This window comes from Streptomyces sp. NPDC048106 (genome assembly GCF_040706415.1).
Classification (GTDB): Bacteria; Actinomycetota; Actinomycetes; order Streptomycetales; family Streptomycetaceae; genus Streptomyces.
Genome location: NZ_JBEZND010000015.1, coordinates 49,632 through 66,808, shown reverse-complemented (window position 1 = coordinate 66,808; position 17,177 = coordinate 49,632). Strand labels below are relative to the sequence as shown.

Annotated in this window: 13 protein-coding genes; 7 read left to right on the top strand and 6 right to left on the bottom strand. The window is 71.3% G+C overall.

The genetic code is table 11. From position 1 onward, the window contains the following. The first annotated feature begins 4 nt into the window (after positions 1–4). From AB0927_RS17620 to AB0927_RS17605, 4 genes are read left to right on the top strand one after another with little or no spacing between them, the layout of a single operon-like run. Positions 5–859 (top strand): ACP S-malonyltransferase, encoded by an 855-nt coding sequence (locus AB0927_RS17620; RefSeq protein ID WP_366668495.1) that lies wholly within the window; start codon positions 5–7, stop codon positions 857–859. Further along, a complete protein-coding gene (locus tag AB0927_RS17615) occupies positions 856–4,440 on the top strand; it encodes an SDR family NAD(P)-dependent oxidoreductase (RefSeq protein ID WP_366668494.1) in 3,585 nt (1,194 codons plus the stop codon). The genes AB0927_RS17620 and AB0927_RS17615 overlap by 4 nt, the downstream gene beginning before the upstream one ends. Position 4,441: 1 nt before the next feature. Continuing rightward, positions 4,442–5,812 carry an MATE family efflux transporter gene (locus AB0927_RS17610; RefSeq protein ID WP_366668493.1) on the top strand — a complete coding sequence of 457 codons (1,371 nt, stop codon included), beginning with the start codon at positions 4,442–4,444 and terminating at the stop codon, positions 5,810–5,812. Further along, positions 5,809–7,053 carry a glycosyltransferase family 4 protein gene (locus AB0927_RS17605; protein ID WP_366668492.1) on the top strand — a complete coding sequence of 415 codons (1,245 nt, stop codon included), beginning with the start codon at positions 5,809–5,811 and terminating at the stop codon, positions 7,051–7,053. The genes AB0927_RS17610 and AB0927_RS17605 overlap by 4 nt, the downstream gene beginning before the upstream one ends. Before the next feature lie 108 nt (positions 7,054–7,161). Here AB0927_RS17605 and AB0927_RS17600 read toward each other — a convergent pair whose 3' ends face one another. From AB0927_RS17600 to AB0927_RS17585, 4 genes are all read right to left on the bottom strand, one after another. After that, complete coding sequence (locus tag AB0927_RS17600) at positions 7,162–9,150, bottom strand: S53 family peptidase (protein WP_366668491.1); 1,989 nt, start codon at positions 9,148–9,150, stop codon at positions 7,162–7,164. 596 nt (positions 9,151–9,746) lie between these two features. Continuing rightward, on the bottom strand, positions 9,747–10,253 hold the full coding sequence (locus tag AB0927_RS17595; protein WP_366668490.1) for a hypothetical protein: 507 nt from the start codon (positions 10,251–10,253) through the stop codon (positions 9,747–9,749). A gap of 1,397 nt (positions 10,254–11,650) precedes the next feature. Continuing rightward, entirely contained in the window at positions 11,651–13,804 is a 2,154-nt protein-coding gene (locus AB0927_RS17590) for a tetratricopeptide repeat protein (RefSeq protein ID WP_366668489.1), read from the bottom strand. Continuing rightward, the gene (locus AB0927_RS17585; RefSeq protein WP_366668488.1) at positions 13,801–14,211 is read right to left on the bottom strand and encodes a hypothetical protein; all 411 of its coding nucleotides are present in this window, start codon (positions 14,209–14,211) and stop codon (positions 13,801–13,803) included. Before AB0927_RS17585 ends, AB0927_RS17590 begins: the two co-directional genes overlap by 4 nt. Positions 14,212–14,345: 134 nt before the next feature. On the opposite strand from AB0927_RS17585, the gene AB0927_RS17580 reads away from it, so the two are divergent. Both AB0927_RS17580 and AB0927_RS17575 read left to right on the top strand, forming a co-directional pair. Further along, entirely contained in the window at positions 14,346–14,615 is a 270-nt protein-coding gene (locus AB0927_RS17580; protein ID WP_366668487.1) for a hypothetical protein, read from the top strand. Then, positions 14,608–15,246: a DUF6879 family protein gene (locus tag AB0927_RS17575; protein ID WP_366668486.1), complete on the top strand. Its 639-nt coding sequence runs from the start codon at positions 14,608–14,610 to the stop codon at positions 15,244–15,246. Before AB0927_RS17580 ends, AB0927_RS17575 begins: the two co-directional genes overlap by 8 nt. Before the next feature lie 66 nt (positions 15,247–15,312). Here the strand turns inward: AB0927_RS17575 and AB0927_RS17570 are convergent, their stop codons facing one another. Together AB0927_RS17570 and AB0927_RS17565 are read right to left on the bottom strand one after the other, a co-directional pair. Further along, positions 15,313–15,516: a DUF397 domain-containing protein gene (locus AB0927_RS17570; RefSeq protein ID WP_366668485.1), complete on the bottom strand. Its 204-nt coding sequence runs from the start codon at positions 15,514–15,516 to the stop codon at positions 15,313–15,315. Beyond that, positions 15,513–16,343: a helix-turn-helix transcriptional regulator gene (locus AB0927_RS17565; protein ID WP_366668484.1), complete on the bottom strand. Its 831-nt coding sequence runs from the start codon at positions 16,341–16,343 to the stop codon at positions 15,513–15,515. Before AB0927_RS17565 ends, AB0927_RS17570 begins: the two co-directional genes overlap by 4 nt. Before the next feature lie 173 nt (positions 16,344–16,516). Here AB0927_RS17565 and AB0927_RS17560 point away from each other — a divergent pair, with 173 nt between their 5' ends. Next, positions 16,517–16,996 carry an ATP-binding protein gene (locus AB0927_RS17560; RefSeq protein ID WP_366668483.1) on the top strand — a complete coding sequence of 160 codons (480 nt, stop codon included), beginning with the start codon at positions 16,517–16,519 and terminating at the stop codon, positions 16,994–16,996. Positions 16,997–17,177 lie beyond the last annotated feature (181 nt).

The window sequence follows — 17,177 nt, the reverse complement described above, 5'->3', positions numbered from 1 at the left end:
GCACATGCACTGTCTGGTCTTCCCCGGTCAGGGCGTACAACGCAAAGGCATGGGGGGAGAACTGTTCGAGCGGTACCCGCGGCAGACCGCGGCCGCGAGCGAGCTGCTCGGTTACTCCGTGACGGAGCTGTGCCGTGACGACCCCGGCAACCGGCTCTCCGACACCCGCTACGCGCAACCGGCCGTCTTCCTGGTCAACGCGCTGTCCTGGCTGGACCTCGCCCACGCCGGCCGGCGCTACGACTACGTGGCGGGGCACAGCCTGGGCGAGTTCAACGCGCTGGTGGCCGCCGGCGTCATCGACCTGATGGACGGCCTGGCACTGGTCCGGCACCGCGCCGAGCTGATGGCCGGCGTCACCGGCGGTGCGATGGCCGCGGTGATCGGGCTGAGCTCGGCGCGGGTCGAGGCGGCACTGCGCGGCGCCGGGCTCAACCTGGTGCACGTCGCCAACCGCAACAGCGACCGCCAGGTGACGGTGGCCGGGGAGCGGCCCCAGCTCGCGCTCGCGGTCAAGGCGCTGCGCGGCGCGGGCGCCCGGGTGCTGCCGGTGTCGGTCAGCGGCCCCTTCCACACCCCGCTCATGGCGTCCGCCGGCCGCGCCTTCGCGACGGTCCTGCGCGCCCACGAGTTCCGCACCGGGCACACCCCGGTGATGTCCAGCGTCTCCGCGGCGCTGTTCGACCCCGCCGAGGCGGTCACGCTGCTCAGCAGGCAGATCCACCGCCCGGTGGAGTGGGTCCGCACGGTACGGGCCCTGCGCTCGGCCGGCGTCGACCACTTCACCGAAGTCAACGGCACCACCCTCACCGCCTTTATCGACCGGATCGCGGCGCAGCCGACGGAGGAACACGTATGACCACGGACATCGCCATCATCGGGCTGTCGGTCGAGGTGCCGGACGCACCGGACCAGCACGCGTTCTGGGACATCGTCCGCTCCGGCCGCAGCCTCACCCGGCCCTTCCCGCCCCGGCGCCGCCGAGAGCTGGAGGACTACCTGCGGTACTACTGGGAATCGGCGCTGGTCCCGGACACCGAGGACGGCGTCTCCTTCCACGACGGCAGCTTCCTGGACCGGGTGGACCTGTTCGACCACGCCTTCTTCGGCATGACCCCCAAGCAGGCCGCGGTCACCGACCCGCACCAGCGGCTGGTCCTGCGCACCATGTACCGCGCGCTGGAGGACGCCGGCTACACCGGCGACCGGCTGGCCGGCAGCCGCACCGGTGTGTACGTCGGCTACGCGGGCAACCCCGGCATGACGTACGCGGAGTACTTCAGCCGCGTCGACCCCGCGCTGGGCCAGCTCGGCATCACCGGCAACATCGTCACGATGCTGGCCAACCGGCTGTCGTACCTCTTCGACCTGCGCGGCCCCAGCATGGTGATCGACAGTGCCTGCTCGGCATCGCTGCTGGCCCTGCACCAGGCCAGGTCCGCGCTGATCCTCGGCGACTGCGAGATGGCCGTGGTGGCCGGCACCCGGATCGTGCTGGCGCCGGTGAAGCACCCGCACACCAGGATCGGCATCGAGTCGTCCGACGGCGTGACCCGCACCTTCGACGAGAGCGCCGACGGCACCGGCTTCGGCGAGGGTTCCGGGGTGGTCGTGCTCAAGCGGCTGGACCGGGCGCTGGCCGACGGCGACCAGGTGTACGCGGTCGTCAAGGGCAGCGCGGTCAACCACGACGGCCGCTCGGAGATGATGACCGCGCCGGACGCCCGCGCCCAGTCCGAACTGCTCCAGGACGCGTGGCAAAACGCGGAGGTGGACCCCCGCACCATCGGCTACCTGGAGGTGCACGGCACCGCCACCCGGGTCGGCGACCCGATCGAGTTCGAGGGGCTGCGGCGGGCGTTCGCCACCCGGACCGACGACCGGCGGTTCTGCGCGGTGGGCACGGTGAAGGCGAACATCGGCCATCTCTTCGAGGGCTCGGGCGTGATGGGCGTGATCAAGGCCGCCCTGGCGCTGCGGCACCGGGTGATCCCGCCGCTGGCGAACTACGCGCGGCCGAACAACGCGATCGACCTCAACGACGGCCCGGTGTACGTGCCGCGGGAGGCGGAGCACTGGCCCGAGGGGTCCGGCCCGCGCCGCGCCGGGGTGAGCGCGTTCGGCCTCGGCGGCACCAACGCCCACGTGGTGCTTGAGGAGTTCGTCCCCGAGGAGTCCGGCCCCGAGACGTCCGCCGGGGGCGAGGACCTGCCGGCCTACCTGTTCACGCTCAGCGCGCAGAGCCCGGCCTCGCTCGGCCGGCTGGTCACCCGCTACCGCCAGGCGATCGACGAGGGCCGGATCACCGGGGACATCCGGGACGTCTGCCGGACCTCGAACCTCTCCCGCGCCGGACACCGGCACCGGCTCGCCTACCAGGTCGCCGATCTGGCCGCGCTGCGCACGGCCCTGGCGGCCACCGAGGCCGGTGAGGTGCCGGACGCCGCCACCGGCGCCGCCCGCGACTGGGCCGAGGGCGCCGACGTCGACCTGCTCGCCCAGTACGCGGGGCAGCGCGCGCGGACGGTGCACCTGCCGCCGTACGAGTTCGACGAGACCCGGGCCTGGATCGACTTCCCCGAGACCTGGCGCGACCGGTTCGCGCTGGCCGCGCCGCGGGTCGAGCACCCGGTGACGCACGAGGCGGGATTCGCGCCCGCGCCGCTCGCCGAGCCCGACGGGTCGCCGACCCGGGTGCTGGCCCTGGTGAGCCCGGCCGCCGCCCACACCGTGGCCGCCGCCCTGCCGCCGGACGCGGTGCTGCGCACGCCGGGCGGCGAGGAGGCCGACCTTGAGCGGCTCGCCGAGGAAGTCCTCGACGAGGGATACACCCACCTGGTGTACGCGTCGGCCTTCGACGCCGAACCCGCCGCCGATCCGGCGGAGCTGGACCGGCGCCTCGACCAGCATCTGATCGGCCTCTTCCTGCTGGCCAAGGCGCTGATGGAGGCGGGCGCGGCGATCGAGCTGGTGGTGCTGACCCGGCGCGCGCTGGCGGTGGCGCCGGGTGAGGCGGGCGTGGTCGCGGAGAACGCGGCGCTCGCCGGACTGGCCAAGGGCATCGCCCGGGAGTTCCCGTACCTGACGGTCCGGTTGCTCGACATCGACGACGCGGTGCCGGCCGCGCTGCTGGGCGACGAGATCCTCGCCCCCCAGGCCGGCGTGTACGCGCTGCGCGGCACGGACAAGTACGGCGAGTTCTTCGCCGAGCTGCCGGAGATCCCGGCGGTCCGTGACGAGTACCTGCGGCCCGGCGGCGCCTATCTGATCACCGGCGGTCTCGGCGGCATCGGCCTGGAGACGGCCCGGCACTTCGCGGCCGCCGCCCCCGGCCTACACCTCTACCTGCTCGGCCGCACCGCGCTGCCGCCGCAATCGGAGTGGGACGCCGTGGCCGCCGACCCGAAGCACCCCGCCGCGGCGCGCGTCACCGCGGTCCGTGAGATCTCCGCGCTCGGCGCCACCGTGCACCCGGTGGCCGCCGACGTCGGCGACGAGGCCGAACTGGCCGCCGTACTCGACGGGATCCGCGCCGCGCACGGCCGGGTGGACGGCATCGTGCACACCGCCGGGGTGCCCGGCGAGAACCTCATCGTGTACCGGGACACCGCCAAGTTCGCGTCGGTCCTGCGGCCCAAGCTGCGCGGCGCGTTCCTGCTGCACCACCTGACCCGGGCGGACCGGCCCGACTTCGTGCTGCACATGTCCTCGGTGGCCGCGGTGTTCCCCGCGCTCGGGCAGGCCGACTACGCGGCGGCCAACGTCTACCTGGACCACCTGGCCCGGACGCTGGACACGCCGGAGCACCGGGTGGTCACCGTCCAGTGGGTGGCCTGGCGGGAGGTCGGCATGGCGGTCGCCACCGGCGCCAACGACGACCTGGCGTTCCGCTCGCTGCGTACCCGCGTCGGCGTCGGCCTGATCGACGCGGCGCTGCGCGGGGACCGGGCGGGCTTCTTCGCCGGCGAGGTCAACTACGACAGCGAGCTGATGAGCGTCCTGCCGACGTACCACGTCCGCCTCACCGGGGACATCCAGGACAAGATAGACAAGGGGATGGCGGCGCTCACGCAGCGGACCGACCAGAAACACGCTCGCCTGCGGGAGGCCGTGGAGTCCACCGAGGTGCACCTCACCGGGGGCACGGACGGCACGTACACCGACCGGGAACGGATGGTGGGCCGCTGTCTGGCACACGCCCTCGGCTACCCGACGATCGACGTGCACGCCGACTTCCGCGACATGGGCGCCGACTCGATCATGGCGATGACCATCGGCAACAACGTCTCCGCCTGCCTCGGCCGCCCGTTCGACACCCTCGACCTGATGAGCGAGCGCACCGTGGCCGCCGTCGCCCGGCTCATCGAGACCAAGTACGACACGGACGCACCGGACGACGACGCGTGGCTCGACGACCTGCTCGCCGTGCCCGGAGACTGACGTGCCGGACGTCACGCGGGGCCCGGTCCTCGGCGGCATCGTCCGGATCGCGGCCCCCCTGGCCGTGGCCAGCCTGCTCCAGCAGGGCTACCTGCTGGTCGACAGCGCGGTCGTCGGCCGCTGCGTCGGGGTCTCCGGGCTGGCGGCGATGGGCGCGGCGCAGCCGCTGTACACGATCCTGACCTCCCTGTTCACCGGGGTCTCCAACGCGTTCTCGGTACGGATCGGCAACCTCACCGGCGGGCGGCGCGACGACCGGAGCGCCCTGCTGGCGCTCTCGGTCTGCACCCTGGTGTGGTCGGCGCTCTGCGCCGTGGCCGCCGTACTGGCCTCGGGCCCGCTGCTGGCGCTGACCGGGGTGAGCGGCGAGGTGGCCGACGAGGCCCGCACCTTCGTGGTGACGCTGTGCTCGGGCATGGTCGCGGTCTACGCGCTGGGAGCGGTGTGCGCGGTCCTGACCGGCCGCGGCGAGGCCCGCCGCGCCACCGCCCTGATGATCACCTCCAGCGGGCTGAACGCGCTCTTCGTCTGGCTGTTCGTGGTCGTCTGGCGGTCCGGGATCGCGGGGGCGGCGCTGGCCGTCGTGGCCGCGAACGCGCTGACCGCTGTGGCCGGCCTGCTCCGCCTGGTGCGCGAGCAGCGGCGGCGGCCGTCCGGCGCGGCCCCGGTCACCGCCGCCACGGTGGGCGCCGAGGTACGGCGCGGCCTGCGCGTCGGCACCCCCATGTCCGCGCAGTACCTGCTGATCGGCGTCGGCGTGCTGGCGCTGGTGTGGATCATCATGCCGTTCGGGGAGGAGGCCCTCGCGGCGCTGACCGTCGTCTCCCGGCTGGAGTTGCTGACCACCGTGCTCTTCCTCAACCTGTCCGGCGCGCTGATGGTGTTCACCGCGCAGAACACCGGCGCCGGCCAGGACGCGCGGATCCGCGAGGGGGTCCGCGGCACCGTGTGGCTGGGCACCGCGCTCACCGCGCTGGTGTGCCTGCTGCTCCTGGCCGGACGCGGGCCGATCGCCGGCCTGTTCTCCGGCAGCCCGGAAACCCGGCTGATCACCGAGCGGTACATCCTCATCACGGCGCCGTTCTTCCTGTGCTACACGCTGACGATCGTGCTGCACGGCTGGTTCAACGGCGTCGCCCGCGCCGTCGTACCGCTGATCTGCACGGCGGTGTCCTTCGGCGTGGTCCGGCTGCCCCTGTCGTACTTGCTGGGTCACGCGTGGGGGGTCGACGGCGTCATGTGGGCGGCCGTCATCGGCTGGGCCGTGGGACTGGGCTACACGCTGCTGGCCACCTGGCACTCCGCCGTCACCGCCGCGCGCGGACAGCGAAGGCAGCTCCTGGCGGAGGCGGAGAGCGGGGTGAGCCCGTGATCCGGTCGCTCTTCGTCAGCGACGTCCTGCCACGCCGCCCCGCCGGGGGCGCGGAGCAGCGCATGGAGGTGGTCACCGGAGCACTCGCCGCGCTGGGGCCCGTCGACGCGCTCTTCCTCGCGCCGCCGGACACCGTGCTGCCCCCCGAGGAGACCGCCCGCTTCGCCCGCACCGGGTTCGCCACCGTGCCCCCGTACACGGGCACCCGCGCCTTCCTGGAGATCGCCGCGCGCGGGCCGTCCGCCGCCTACGCCGCCCACCAGCGGCGTTCGCTCGCCACCGCCGTACCGCGCTGGGCGACCGGCACCCGCTACACCCTGGTGTGGTTCAACCGGGAACGCGCCTGGCTGCCGCTGCGCGGCCGCTTCACCGGCCGCTCGGTGGTCGACGTGGACGACTTCGAAGAGGTGCTGATCCGCCGCTGGGCGCGGCTCGGCCGGGGTGTGTGGGGGCGGGAACTGACGCCGTGGCAGCGGGTGCAGGCGCGCCGTTCGATCGCCTGGTGGGGCCGCGTCCACCAGCGGGTGGCACGGGAGACGGACGTGGCCGTGGTCGCCTGCGCCGACGACGCCGCACGGCTGGGCGCGGAGCGCACGGTGGTCATGCGGAACACGTATCCAAAGCGCCCGCCGGGTCCCGCGCGCCCCGGCGGCGGCCGTACGACGATCCTGTTCCAGGGCTCCTTCGACTGGCCGCCCAACGCGGACGCCGCCCGCTGGCTGACCGGCGGCATCCTGCCGCTGATCCACCGGCGGGTGCCGGACGCGAGGGTCGTACTGGCGGGCAGAGCCACCCAGGAGGTCACCGCGCTGGCCGGCCCGCACGTCGAAGTCACCGGCAGGGTCCCGGACATGACGCCCTACCTGCGGGAGGCGGACCTGGTCGTGGTCCCGCTGCGGGTCGGCAGCGGCACCCGCATCAAGATCCTCGAAGCGTTCGCCCACGGTGTCCCCGTAGTGAGCACCACGATCGGCGCCGAGGGCCTCGACGTCGTGCCCGGTGAGCACCTGGACATCGCCGACACCGCCGAGGACCTGGCCCGCGCCTGCGCGGACCTGCTCACCGATGCGGCCCGCGGCAGCGCGATGACCGTGGCCGCGGGCCGGTTGCACCTCCGCCAGTACCTGCCCGAGCACGCCGCGGCCCAGGTACGGCTGGCCGCCCGGCGGGCGACGGCAGAGCGGCCGGGGGCCGGGGCCGTCGCCCGCTCGTCCCCTCCGGGGACCCCTCAGGGCGTCTGAACGGGGGCGGGCGGCGCGGATGCCCTGTGTGACGGCGCGTCAGCGACGCCGCCCCCGTCTCGGGAACTGCTTCTCGGGAACTGCTTCTCGGGAACTACTTCTCGGGAACTACTTACGGCCGAAGGACCGCAGGAAGTTCTCGTTCGGCGAGCCGACGCCGGTGGCGTCGTCGTAGCCGCGGACCGCGTTCAGCGAGGTGTCCTGGCCGAAGGCGACGAGCTTGACGTTCAGGACGCCGTTGACGGTGCCGAAGTCGGCCACGTTGCTCAGCGGGGTCTCGCCGGCCTGGGCGGCCTTGTCCACGACGTCGGTGGCGCGGTGCGAACGGGCGTAGACCGCCGGGTTGGCGAAGCCGAGCGGGTGGTGCGCGGCCTGGATGGCATCGGCCTGCACGGCCGCAAACTCCGGCGCGGAGACGCTGGTGCCGCCGTAGCCGCCCTCCGAGTAGTCCGCGCCGTCGGAGATGCCGACCAGCACCGAGGTGTACAGGTCGCCGACCATCGACACGTCGGGGGTGACGCGCCGCGCGCTGCTGCTCCGGGCCCCGGTCATCAGGGTGTGGGACAGCGCGTGCGGGACGACGCCCCGCTGGTAGGACGGCTGGGCGAAGTCCTCGCTGGTGCCGCCGCCACCGCCGAAGTAGAACGGCGCGGGCACGGCCGGGGTCCAGCTCTTGCCGTCGGCCGACAGCTTGGACCGCAGGGTGCCCATGTCGGTCTCGAAGCCGTACGTGCCGCTCTTGTCCCCCAGGCCCAGCGCGGTGCCGCCGACCGAGGTCACCCACGGGTCGGAGTCCGGCCAGTCGGCCTGGGCACGCGCGGTGTCGGCCTGGCAGTTGGCGCCGGTCGCGGCGGCCAGCGGGCTGCTGTCACCGCAGTCGCCCGCGGAGAAGGTGACGCCGATGCCCTCGACCGCGGCCTGCTTGAAGACCTGCTCGTACGCGGCGATCACCGACGCGGGCACGTCGGCGCCGTCGGTGGTGTGCATGATCTCGCCCCAAGAGTTCGAGACCACGTCGGCCAGGTGGTTGTCCACGATCTTGCTGATCGCGCCCAGCAGGTCGGTGTCGTCGCAGGAGTCGGCGCCGACGTAGACGACGTTGGCGTCGGGCGCGAGGCCGTGCGCCATCTCGACGTCCAGGGCCTCCTCGGACGCCCAGCCCTCGGGGCCGCCGCACAGGTCCTCGTTGTTCCACTGCGAGGAGTCGACGACCTCCGTGTACTGGCCCTTCCGGAACGGCTTGTCGCCGTGGTTGACCGCGTACTGGTCGGCGTCGGCCTGCATGGTGGAGCTGCCGTAGGCGTCCACGATGGCGATGGTGGCGCCCTTGCCGGTCAGCTTGGAGGCCGTGATCCCGTACGCCTTGCGAATCTGCGACGGGTAGAACGAGCACTGGTCGAACGCCACCGGCTTCGTGCCGTAACCCTGCGGCGCGCCCGTGGCGGTCTTCTCGCCCCAGTAGTCGGAGCAGGTCGCCGTGGTGGGCAGGGTGCCGTCGTCCGCGGCGGAGGCGGCCGAGCCTTCGGGGGCGGAGGCCCGCCGCGAGTCCGGCTTGGCGACGTTGGCGCCGGGCGAGGTGAAGCCGGTGACGCCGAGCACGTCCGCGGCGATGGAGCCGGGCACGGTCATGTCGTGGGCGGGCGCGTGGCGCACCTTGCCGCTGACCTTGTAGTTGTGCACCGCGGTGCCGAACGCCTCGGCGATGGCGGCGTTGCCGCCCTTGACCGTGATGGCGTGGCGCGTGGCGCTCACCACCGTCAGGCCGGCGTCCTGGGCCCACTTCTTCACGGCGGAGACCTGCGCCTGCGTGGCGCCGTACTTCGCGTCGTACTGGGCGGGGGTGAGGAACTTGCCGTAGTCGGCGCTGCCCGGCGTGGAGACCGAGGTGGCGTAGGCCGTCAGGCCCGCGGTGTCCTGGCCTGCCAGGAAGATCGTGCCGGTGAGCTGCGTGCCCGAGGAGAGCGTGCCCGCGTCGGCCGACGCGGTGGCCCAGGACGGGTGGCTGTCCGAGATCGTCTTGGGGGACGCGGTGGGCGTCGCCGCCTGGGAGGGTGCTGCGAGGATCAGTGAACCCGAAAGCGTGGCAAGCGATGCCACCGCCACGGCTCCGGCGCGTACACGGAGCGTTCTGGGTCTGCGTATGTCGGTGATGGCTGCTCCAACGTAAAGCGAACGGGAAGGAGTTGGCCGCACGCGCGGCCGAGACTGCGTGCAGTGTGCATGCGCATGACGGGATGTGGGAATGGTGAACAGCCCGCGAAGAGAGGGCTTTTACCGGATCCAGGGAAATCCGTTCCCTTTACATGGCATCAGGGATCGGCGAACTGAACGCCCTACGCCCTGACGTGCGGCTTCGGCGGCATTCCCATTTGCCGAATGGGGCTTCAATTCAGTGACGGGACGGTCGCGATGCGCGACCAAGGGCCTCGTTTACTGCCTCGTTTACTGGCGGACGCCGGGTTCTGGGAGGGCTGAACTCCAGGGCGGTGGGCGCCGGGTGAGCGGGGCACCCCGGTCGCGACGGCCGGTGGTCCGTGCCGGACAGCGGGGCGCTCGCGTCACGTCAGCTCGCGTCACGTCAGCTCGTGCACGCGGCGGCGCGTGAACGAGGAGCGCCGCCCGGCGTCTCGCGCGGTGCCGGGCGGCGCTGGTGGCGCTGGTGGCGCGGCGGTCGTCCGCCGCGCCGACCGGTCTTACTCGACGACGAGGTAGAACTTCTCGTTCTCACCGCCGTTGGCGTTGACCTGGCAGTTCACCGTTCCCCCGGGACCGGTGGCGGTGGTCACCCCGCTGCCGGTCACCATGCGCAGGTAGATGCCCGGGAAGCTCGCCGACTCGAAGGAGACCGAACCGTCGTCCTGGGGCAGGACCTTGAACTTCTCCCAGGGACCCAGGCCGTACTGGCAGTTGACCGTCCCCCCTCCCGCCATGGTGGTGGGGACCCCGTTGCCGTCCATGCGCAGGTAGACGTTCGGGAACGCCACCGACTCGAAGGCGAACGAACCGTCCGTCTGCGGGTGCACCTTGAACGTCGTCCACGGACCGGCGCCGTACTGACAGTTGACCGTCCCCCCTCCGTTGTCGGCGGCGGCGGTCACCCCGGTGCCGTCCATGCGCAGGAAGACGCTCTGGAAGAACGTCGACTCGATCGCGACCGGCACGTCGCCGAGCTTCGCGAGGTCGGCTACAGATAACGGCATGGTGGCCTCTCTCTTTCCGTCCGCGTACGCCGCGGACGCGATGGGGGCCAGGGCCCCCGGATGACAACAGCGAGCAGCATCGGGGAGGCCACCCTCTGTTGTCGACAGGTCACCCAGCGCGGGCATCTGAACCGGCCACGAGTCCCAGGACCCTCAGAGGCCTCTCATGCAGCAGGCAAGTCGAGCAGTGCTCTACCGACGAGTTCGCCACGCCTCGCCCCACCGGCAATCACTCGCCGAACGGACAGCCACACGGAGGATCGCGACGGTCGCCTCAGTCCGGACAGGCGGCACCGCGGGCAAGCACGGCAAAGGCGCGTCGCGCCGCACCCGAAGCCGCCGGGCAGCACCCACCACGCCGCCCGCGCCCCAGGTGAACGCCTATTCACCGGCTCCTCGAACCGCACGGCCGGCCGATGGGGCCACCGCTCTCACCCTGACCGAATAACCTGCGGCCGCGACCGCCACGGCGAAGGCTTCCGGGCGACGGGGCGCTGCGGTAGGCGGGTCTCCGGACGGGGGCGCTCCATGGTCATGCCGAAGCCGGTAGCACGGATCCGACTTGAGGTGTACCGCCAGACCCCTTGAGACCTGGTCCCCCTTGCCGGATCTCTGTGGCCCGGGGCGTCGGGTCATCCGCCGGGCGAAACGGCACTTGGAGTGCGGGGTCCATGCCGGCGGGCGCGGGGAGCAGCGCAATGGGCCGACAGCGACAGTGACGGTTGCGGGTCCATCCCCGCGGACGCGGGGAGCAGTTCAGCGGGGTCAACACCTGGGACGGCGCCCGGGGTCCACCCCCGCGGGCGCGGGGAGCAGAGCCGGAGCCGGTCGCTGGCGTCGGCTGTGTTGGGTCCATCCCCGCGGGCGCGGGGAGCAGTGTGGGGGTCTGAAGTCGGCGGCCGTAGAGGGGGGTCCATCCCCGCGGGCGCGGGGAGCAGTCTTGCCGAGCTGCGGGTTTAGGCCGTGCCGAGCGCGGTTTCAGCAACCTTCATGGATTTCGGCAAATCGGACATCAAGGGATCCCCGTCTGGGATGTGCGCAGTGGGTCGAGGAACAGGCCGTTCCCCAGTATCCCGTCCAGCACACCCAGTTTGCACGGTGCCCGCCAGCGTCGAGCCCGGACTCCGTTGCGCCGACTTCTGCGCGATGGTGTCTCGTGCGGGCACAGACAGTCTGGGGTGACGTTCGGGTTCAGGTAGTCCTCCGAGAGACGGAGAGTTGGAAGGGCGGCGCGGCTCCGAAACACTGTGGTTTCTCAGGGGGTTGCGGGAAAGCGCACGAGGGCCTGCGGCCGCGCACTCGCTCAGCCGGCGGTGCCGGGCGAATCGCTGTGCGGCAGGATGCTCGGCCGGACGACCCGCGCCGTATCCCCCGTGCACCGTCCGCGCATGCCGCTCTCATGCGCCAGGCGGCTGCGGCGGGCGCCATCGACCCGATCGGTACTCGTCCATGAGCCGACGGCTCGCGACGGTGAAGGGGTGCTCGGCGCCCAGGCCGCGTTCGCGCCGTGCGACGACATCGGCCATCAACTCGATCCCCGCGTCCACGTGGCCGAGCGCGGACCGGGTCCGGGAGAAGAGCTGGCGGGCCGCGAGCACGATCGGGTACTCAGGCCCGAAGCGCCGCAGATAGGCCTCCGCGACCAGCCGCATCTCCTCATCGGCCGCCTCGAAACGGCCCAGGAGGTACAGCGCCCAGGCATGGTTGTGTCCAGCGCCCAGCGTCACCGTGTGATCGGGGCCGAGGAGCCGGGCGCATTCCGACGGCAGCGACAGCAGCGAGCCGCCCTCTTCGGTGACCACCTCGGACGCGGGCAGCATCTCGAGGAGACTGGCACGGGCGCGCAGGGTCAGTGGGTGCGCGGGGCCCAGTGCCGTGCGCCGGCCGGCGACGGTGGCCCGAAGGAGTGCGAGCGATTCCTCGCGCTTGCCGAGGTTCGCCAGCACGAGCTGAAGGCCGTAGCCGCTGTCCAGGGTGTCGGGGTCGTCGGCCCCGAACAGCCTCTCCTGGAGGGCGCGGACACCGCGGAGCGAAGACTCGGCTTCGGCGTACCTACCCAACCGGAACAGCGCCCGGCCGGCCCTGGAACGGGCGGCCAGTACCAGACGGTGATCCGCGCCGAGCGAGTGCTGCGCGAGGTCCGCCACGGCACGGGAGGTGTCCCACGCCGAGAGGTAGTCCCCGGTGCGGTGCAGGGCGACCGACAGCCGAGTCGCGACGGCGAGGGCAGCGGCCACGGTCGACGGTTCGCCGATGCGGCGTAGCAAGGCGAGCGCATGAGGTACGAGCAGTCGTAGCTGCGGATCGTAGGGGCCCGCGTCGGGTACGGCGGGAACGGCTGCGTCGAGCAGCCGGACGGCCGTCGTGTCGAGAGCGGGTAGCCGTTCCGCGGGTGTCGCCGCCGAGACGCTGTCGAGCAGCACTCCATGGCTCTGTACACAGCGCACACCGACGTCGACCAGTTCGGTCAGCGACTGGTCGAGAAGGGCTCTCAGCGCTGCTTCGGTACGGGCGCGGGGGAGGACTCCACCGATGTCGGCACGGTTGAGCAGGGACAACGGCAGCGGCTCCGGAGCGAACCGCGCCAGCAGCCTGAGCAGCGCCGCCGCCTCGGGCAGCCCGCGCGCCTCGAACGCGTCGAGTGTCAGCTGCCAGGTGAGACCGACCAGGTGCCGCGGGTCCGCCTCGGACAGCGCGTCGGCTCCCTGGTCGATGAGCTGGACCCGTTCGTCTTCGTCGAGATGATGCGCGTAGGCGTCCAGCGTCCAGGGATCGAGCACCTGGTGGGAGAGGAAGCCGCCGGCCAGGGTGAGGGCGAGTGGCAGCCGCCCGAGCCGGTCCGCGATCTGCGCCGCCTGCTCGGCCGTACCGCTGTCCGGGGCGAGATCGCGCAGGACGAGTGCGGCGTCCTCCCGTGGCAGGACGCCGATGTGCTGCAGTTCGGCCCCTGCCCACCAGCGAGCGGCCGCCCGGCGGGTGGTCACCACGACGGTGCCGCGTGGGCTGGTGCGCAGCCAACTGCCGTCCCGCAGGATCTCCGGCTCGTCAGCGTTGTCGAGGACCAGCAGCCAGGGCTCGGCGGATCGATCGAGATGCTGCCAGACGAGATCGGCCGCGGGACGCAGGCCGTTGCGGGCAGCCAGCAGTTCGCCGTCGCCCGCCCCCCGGTCCGCTGCGACGGCCAGCATGCCGGCACGCAGGCTCGCACGGTCGGAGGCGTTGACCCACAGGCCCGCCCTGCCGTATGCGCCAGTGGCCTCCTGGAAGAAGGCACAAGCGACCGCTGTCTTGCCGCAACCGCCCATGCCGTAGAGCACGTAGACCTCGCCGCCGCGTCCTGCCTCGACGCTCGCCCGGAGGCGTTCCATCACCTCGGTGCGATCGCGCAGCACGACAGGAGGCCGCCCGACCGCCGGGCGGCGGACCGAGTCCGGGCCGAGCGGCCCGGTGATCTCGCCGCCGTAATGGTGGTGTTCGTTGATGTGCTGGTCACCCGACGCCTGATAGACACGGCCCCGATCCTCGGCGTGACCGTCCATCCCGCCCGTCATCGCTCGGCGATGTGCTGGTCTCGTCCCGCCTGGTACACCCGGGCATGACCGGACGCCGTGGCGCGCTGGGTGACCGGCCGGCCGGCCGTGCCGTCGGGATCGAGTTCGTCCAGCAGCGCGCGCAGTTCCCCGGCGGCGGCAGGTCGGGCGACGAGCAGCCGCCGTACCAGCCCCTGCCACTGCAGACGCAGTTCGTTCAGCGTCTCCTGGTCATTCGTCACCATGGCGGCCAGAACGTCCTCCCGGCCGGCCTCCAGCTCGGCGGCCACGGTCTCGGCACGCTCGGGCTGCACCCGGCGCCAGAGCCGCGTGAGCCCGTCGCGCGTGCGGTGCCAGGCGTCGGTCGCCATCAGTGTGACCAAGGTGGTTCCTGCGCTCTGGGCGAGCGAAGTCAGCTCCGGATCCACGGCCACACCTCCATTCACCCGATTTTCCGAAACAGCGCGGCGGAAAGCCCTGGCGAAACCTGACACATAGTCAGGCGACCTCGCTAGGCGCTACAGTACCGCCACCCGACCGATCGAGGGAGGCGACGACGGCAGTGACCAGGCCATGGGAAGCGGATCCAGCCACGACTTTCAAGAGGCGTCTGGGAAAATCACCCCAAGAACTGGGGAACACGACCGGTACCCCTGACTGCCCCGACATCTGGGAACTCGCCAACGGCGACATCGCCGTCATCGGCCGGGACCTCACCCAGTCACTCGGCGCCAAGCTGCCCGACGGGGTCTCGATCGGAGCGGACGAACGACTCGTGGTCATCCCGAGGAACATGATCGTCGCGGCGAAGCCGGATATCCCCAGTGTTTGATTCTTTCCCCCGTGGTGTTTCCGACCGTATGGACCGACCCACGTATCACGCGGACTTCGGCCAGGTCTACAACAGCGGCATCGGCTTCCTGAACAAGCTCGAACGCGGGCAGCATTTCAAGGAGCGGGGCTTCACCAGCTGGGAGGCTTTCGCCGCCGGCGACTGGGCAAGGGCGCTGTCCCTCGCCGACGAGAGGCGCGATAACTACGCACAGGAGCTCCAGAAGGCGGCACGACTGGGCATCCGGCACCGCCGCCTTCGCGTCGTGGAGTTCCCGATCACACCGTACGTGCAGTGGGAGTTTTTCGTCCTGCGGGTGCGCGCGGATCTGGGCGACGACATCAAAGTGCTCGATGCCCGCAAGATCTCGGACATCGAGAGGGATCGTCCGGTTCCCGAAGTGGTGATTCTCGGGGACGTGGCCATGTACGAGGTGGTGTACGACGACGACGGAAACGCGGCCGGCGCCAACCGTTTCACCGAGCGGTCACTGATCCGGGAAACGTCTGCTGGATTCGACGCGCTTTACGAGCGCGGTGAGGACTTCCACGACTTCTTCGACCGAGAGATCGTGCCGCTTGCCCCACCTCAGGGCCTCAGCACGCGGCCGGGTTCCCCCGATTCACGGTGACCGGCGGGACGGGAGAACGGGAAGGGGTCCTCACAAGCACTCATGCCGGCGAGGACCCCACCCTTGTCAGAGTGCCGCGAACTCGACGAACGCGGACCAGGCCGTGGGTTCTACGGCCAGTGGGGCGCGGGTGGTGTCCTTCGAGTCGCGGACGTGGACGGCGCCTGGGGAGGCGGCGACCTCGATGCATTCGCCGCCCTCCTCGCTGCTGTAGCTGCTCCTGTGCCATGCCAACTGGTCTATGGGCAACTGATGTACGTGCGCGTTCATGGCTCTCCCAGCAACTTCTCTACGTACGCCAATGATTCACGTGGAGTCAGGGCCTGCGCCCGAATGATCCCGTACTTGGCCTCCAGCGCACGGACGCGCTCCCGCTCCGTCTGCAGTCGGCTCACGTTCTGCACCTCGGCGTACGCGATCCTCCGCCCTTCCTTCGTCTCGATCAAGGTGAAGGGGCCAGCCATGCCAGCGTTCTCCTCGCGATCGAGCGGCATCACCTGGACCTCGATGTTCCGCCGCTCCCTCGTCAGAAGGATGTGCTCAAGCTGGCCTCGCAGGACTGCCCGCCCGCCGACAGGACGCCTCAGTACGGCCTCATCGATGACAAAGCTGGCAAGCGGTGCGTCACGGCCGGACAAAATCTCCTGCCTGACCAGTCGCGCGGACACTCGCTGTTCGATCAACTCGTCATCCATGGGTGGCCGCATCATCATGAAGATGGCCCGCGCGTACTCTTCCGTTTGCAACAACCCAGGCACTGCCTGGTTGGCATACACATGAAGCTCAACCGCCTCGCCCTCCAACTTGGCCGCGTCCCGGAAGAACGCCGGATACTGAGCCCGAGCCACCTCCCCCTTGCTCGCGCTCAACACCCCGCCCGCCCCAAGAACTTCATCTGCTTGGTCAATGAACCTCGGCGGCGGGATACGTCTTGCCTGCTCGAAGGACGCGATCGTCGAGGCCGAGTACCCGGTCAGCGTCCCGAACCCCGCGCGGTCCATCCCCGCCCGTTCCCGCAACAGCTTCAACTGCCGCCCGAACACGGCCAGCATGCCCGCCCCGACCTCGTACTCCGGCTGCCGAACCTCGTCGTCCACGCCACAGCTCCTCCCGTACGACCGCCACAGTCACCGAACCCCGTCCAACGCTCGGCCCCTCGAACCAGTCACGCCCCGCGCCGCACACAAGCGCCCCGACCAGGCGTACAGCCCGAACCCGTCAGCGCGTTATTCCTGTTCAACGCTACGCACAGTCCGTGACCGTTGACCGCATGAAGTCGGCAACTCCCCCGAACGAGCATCTGCCTCAGTGCGTCGCACCCGAGCACGAGTTCACCATGCGCTTCACCTCGACCCCACGCGGCGCCCGCCTCGCCCGTCGACTCGTCTCGCACCGCCTGGACGACTGGGGCCACCCATACACGACGCCGGTCAATGAGACGCTCACCCTCATCACGGCCGAACTCAGCGCCAACGCCGTACGCCACGGCCACGTCCCCGGCCGGGACTTCCACGTCCAGCTCACCCTGGCCGAGGGCATCTTGCGCATCGAGGTGACCGACACCCGCGCCGAGAAGCAGCCCTCGCCGACTCCCCTGCCCCCCGACTCCCTGTCCGAGTCCGGCCGCGGACTCCACCTCGTCGCCGCCCTCGCGGACGACTGGGGCATCACCCCTCGCCCGGCCGCCCCAGGCAAGACGGTCTGGGCGCAGCTGCGGGTACCGGCGGGAGGCCAATTGGTCTGCCTGTAGGACATGAACCCCCGGGACGCGGGGAGCAGCCACCTGTTCGTCACCGGGAGCAGGTGCTACCCATCACCCGCGGGCAACGGGAGGGGCCATCCCCGCGGGCGCGGGGAGCAGAGGACGCACCCGTACGGCCGCTGACCCTCCTGGGGACCATCCCCGCGGGCGCGGGGAGCAGACTTCCTGA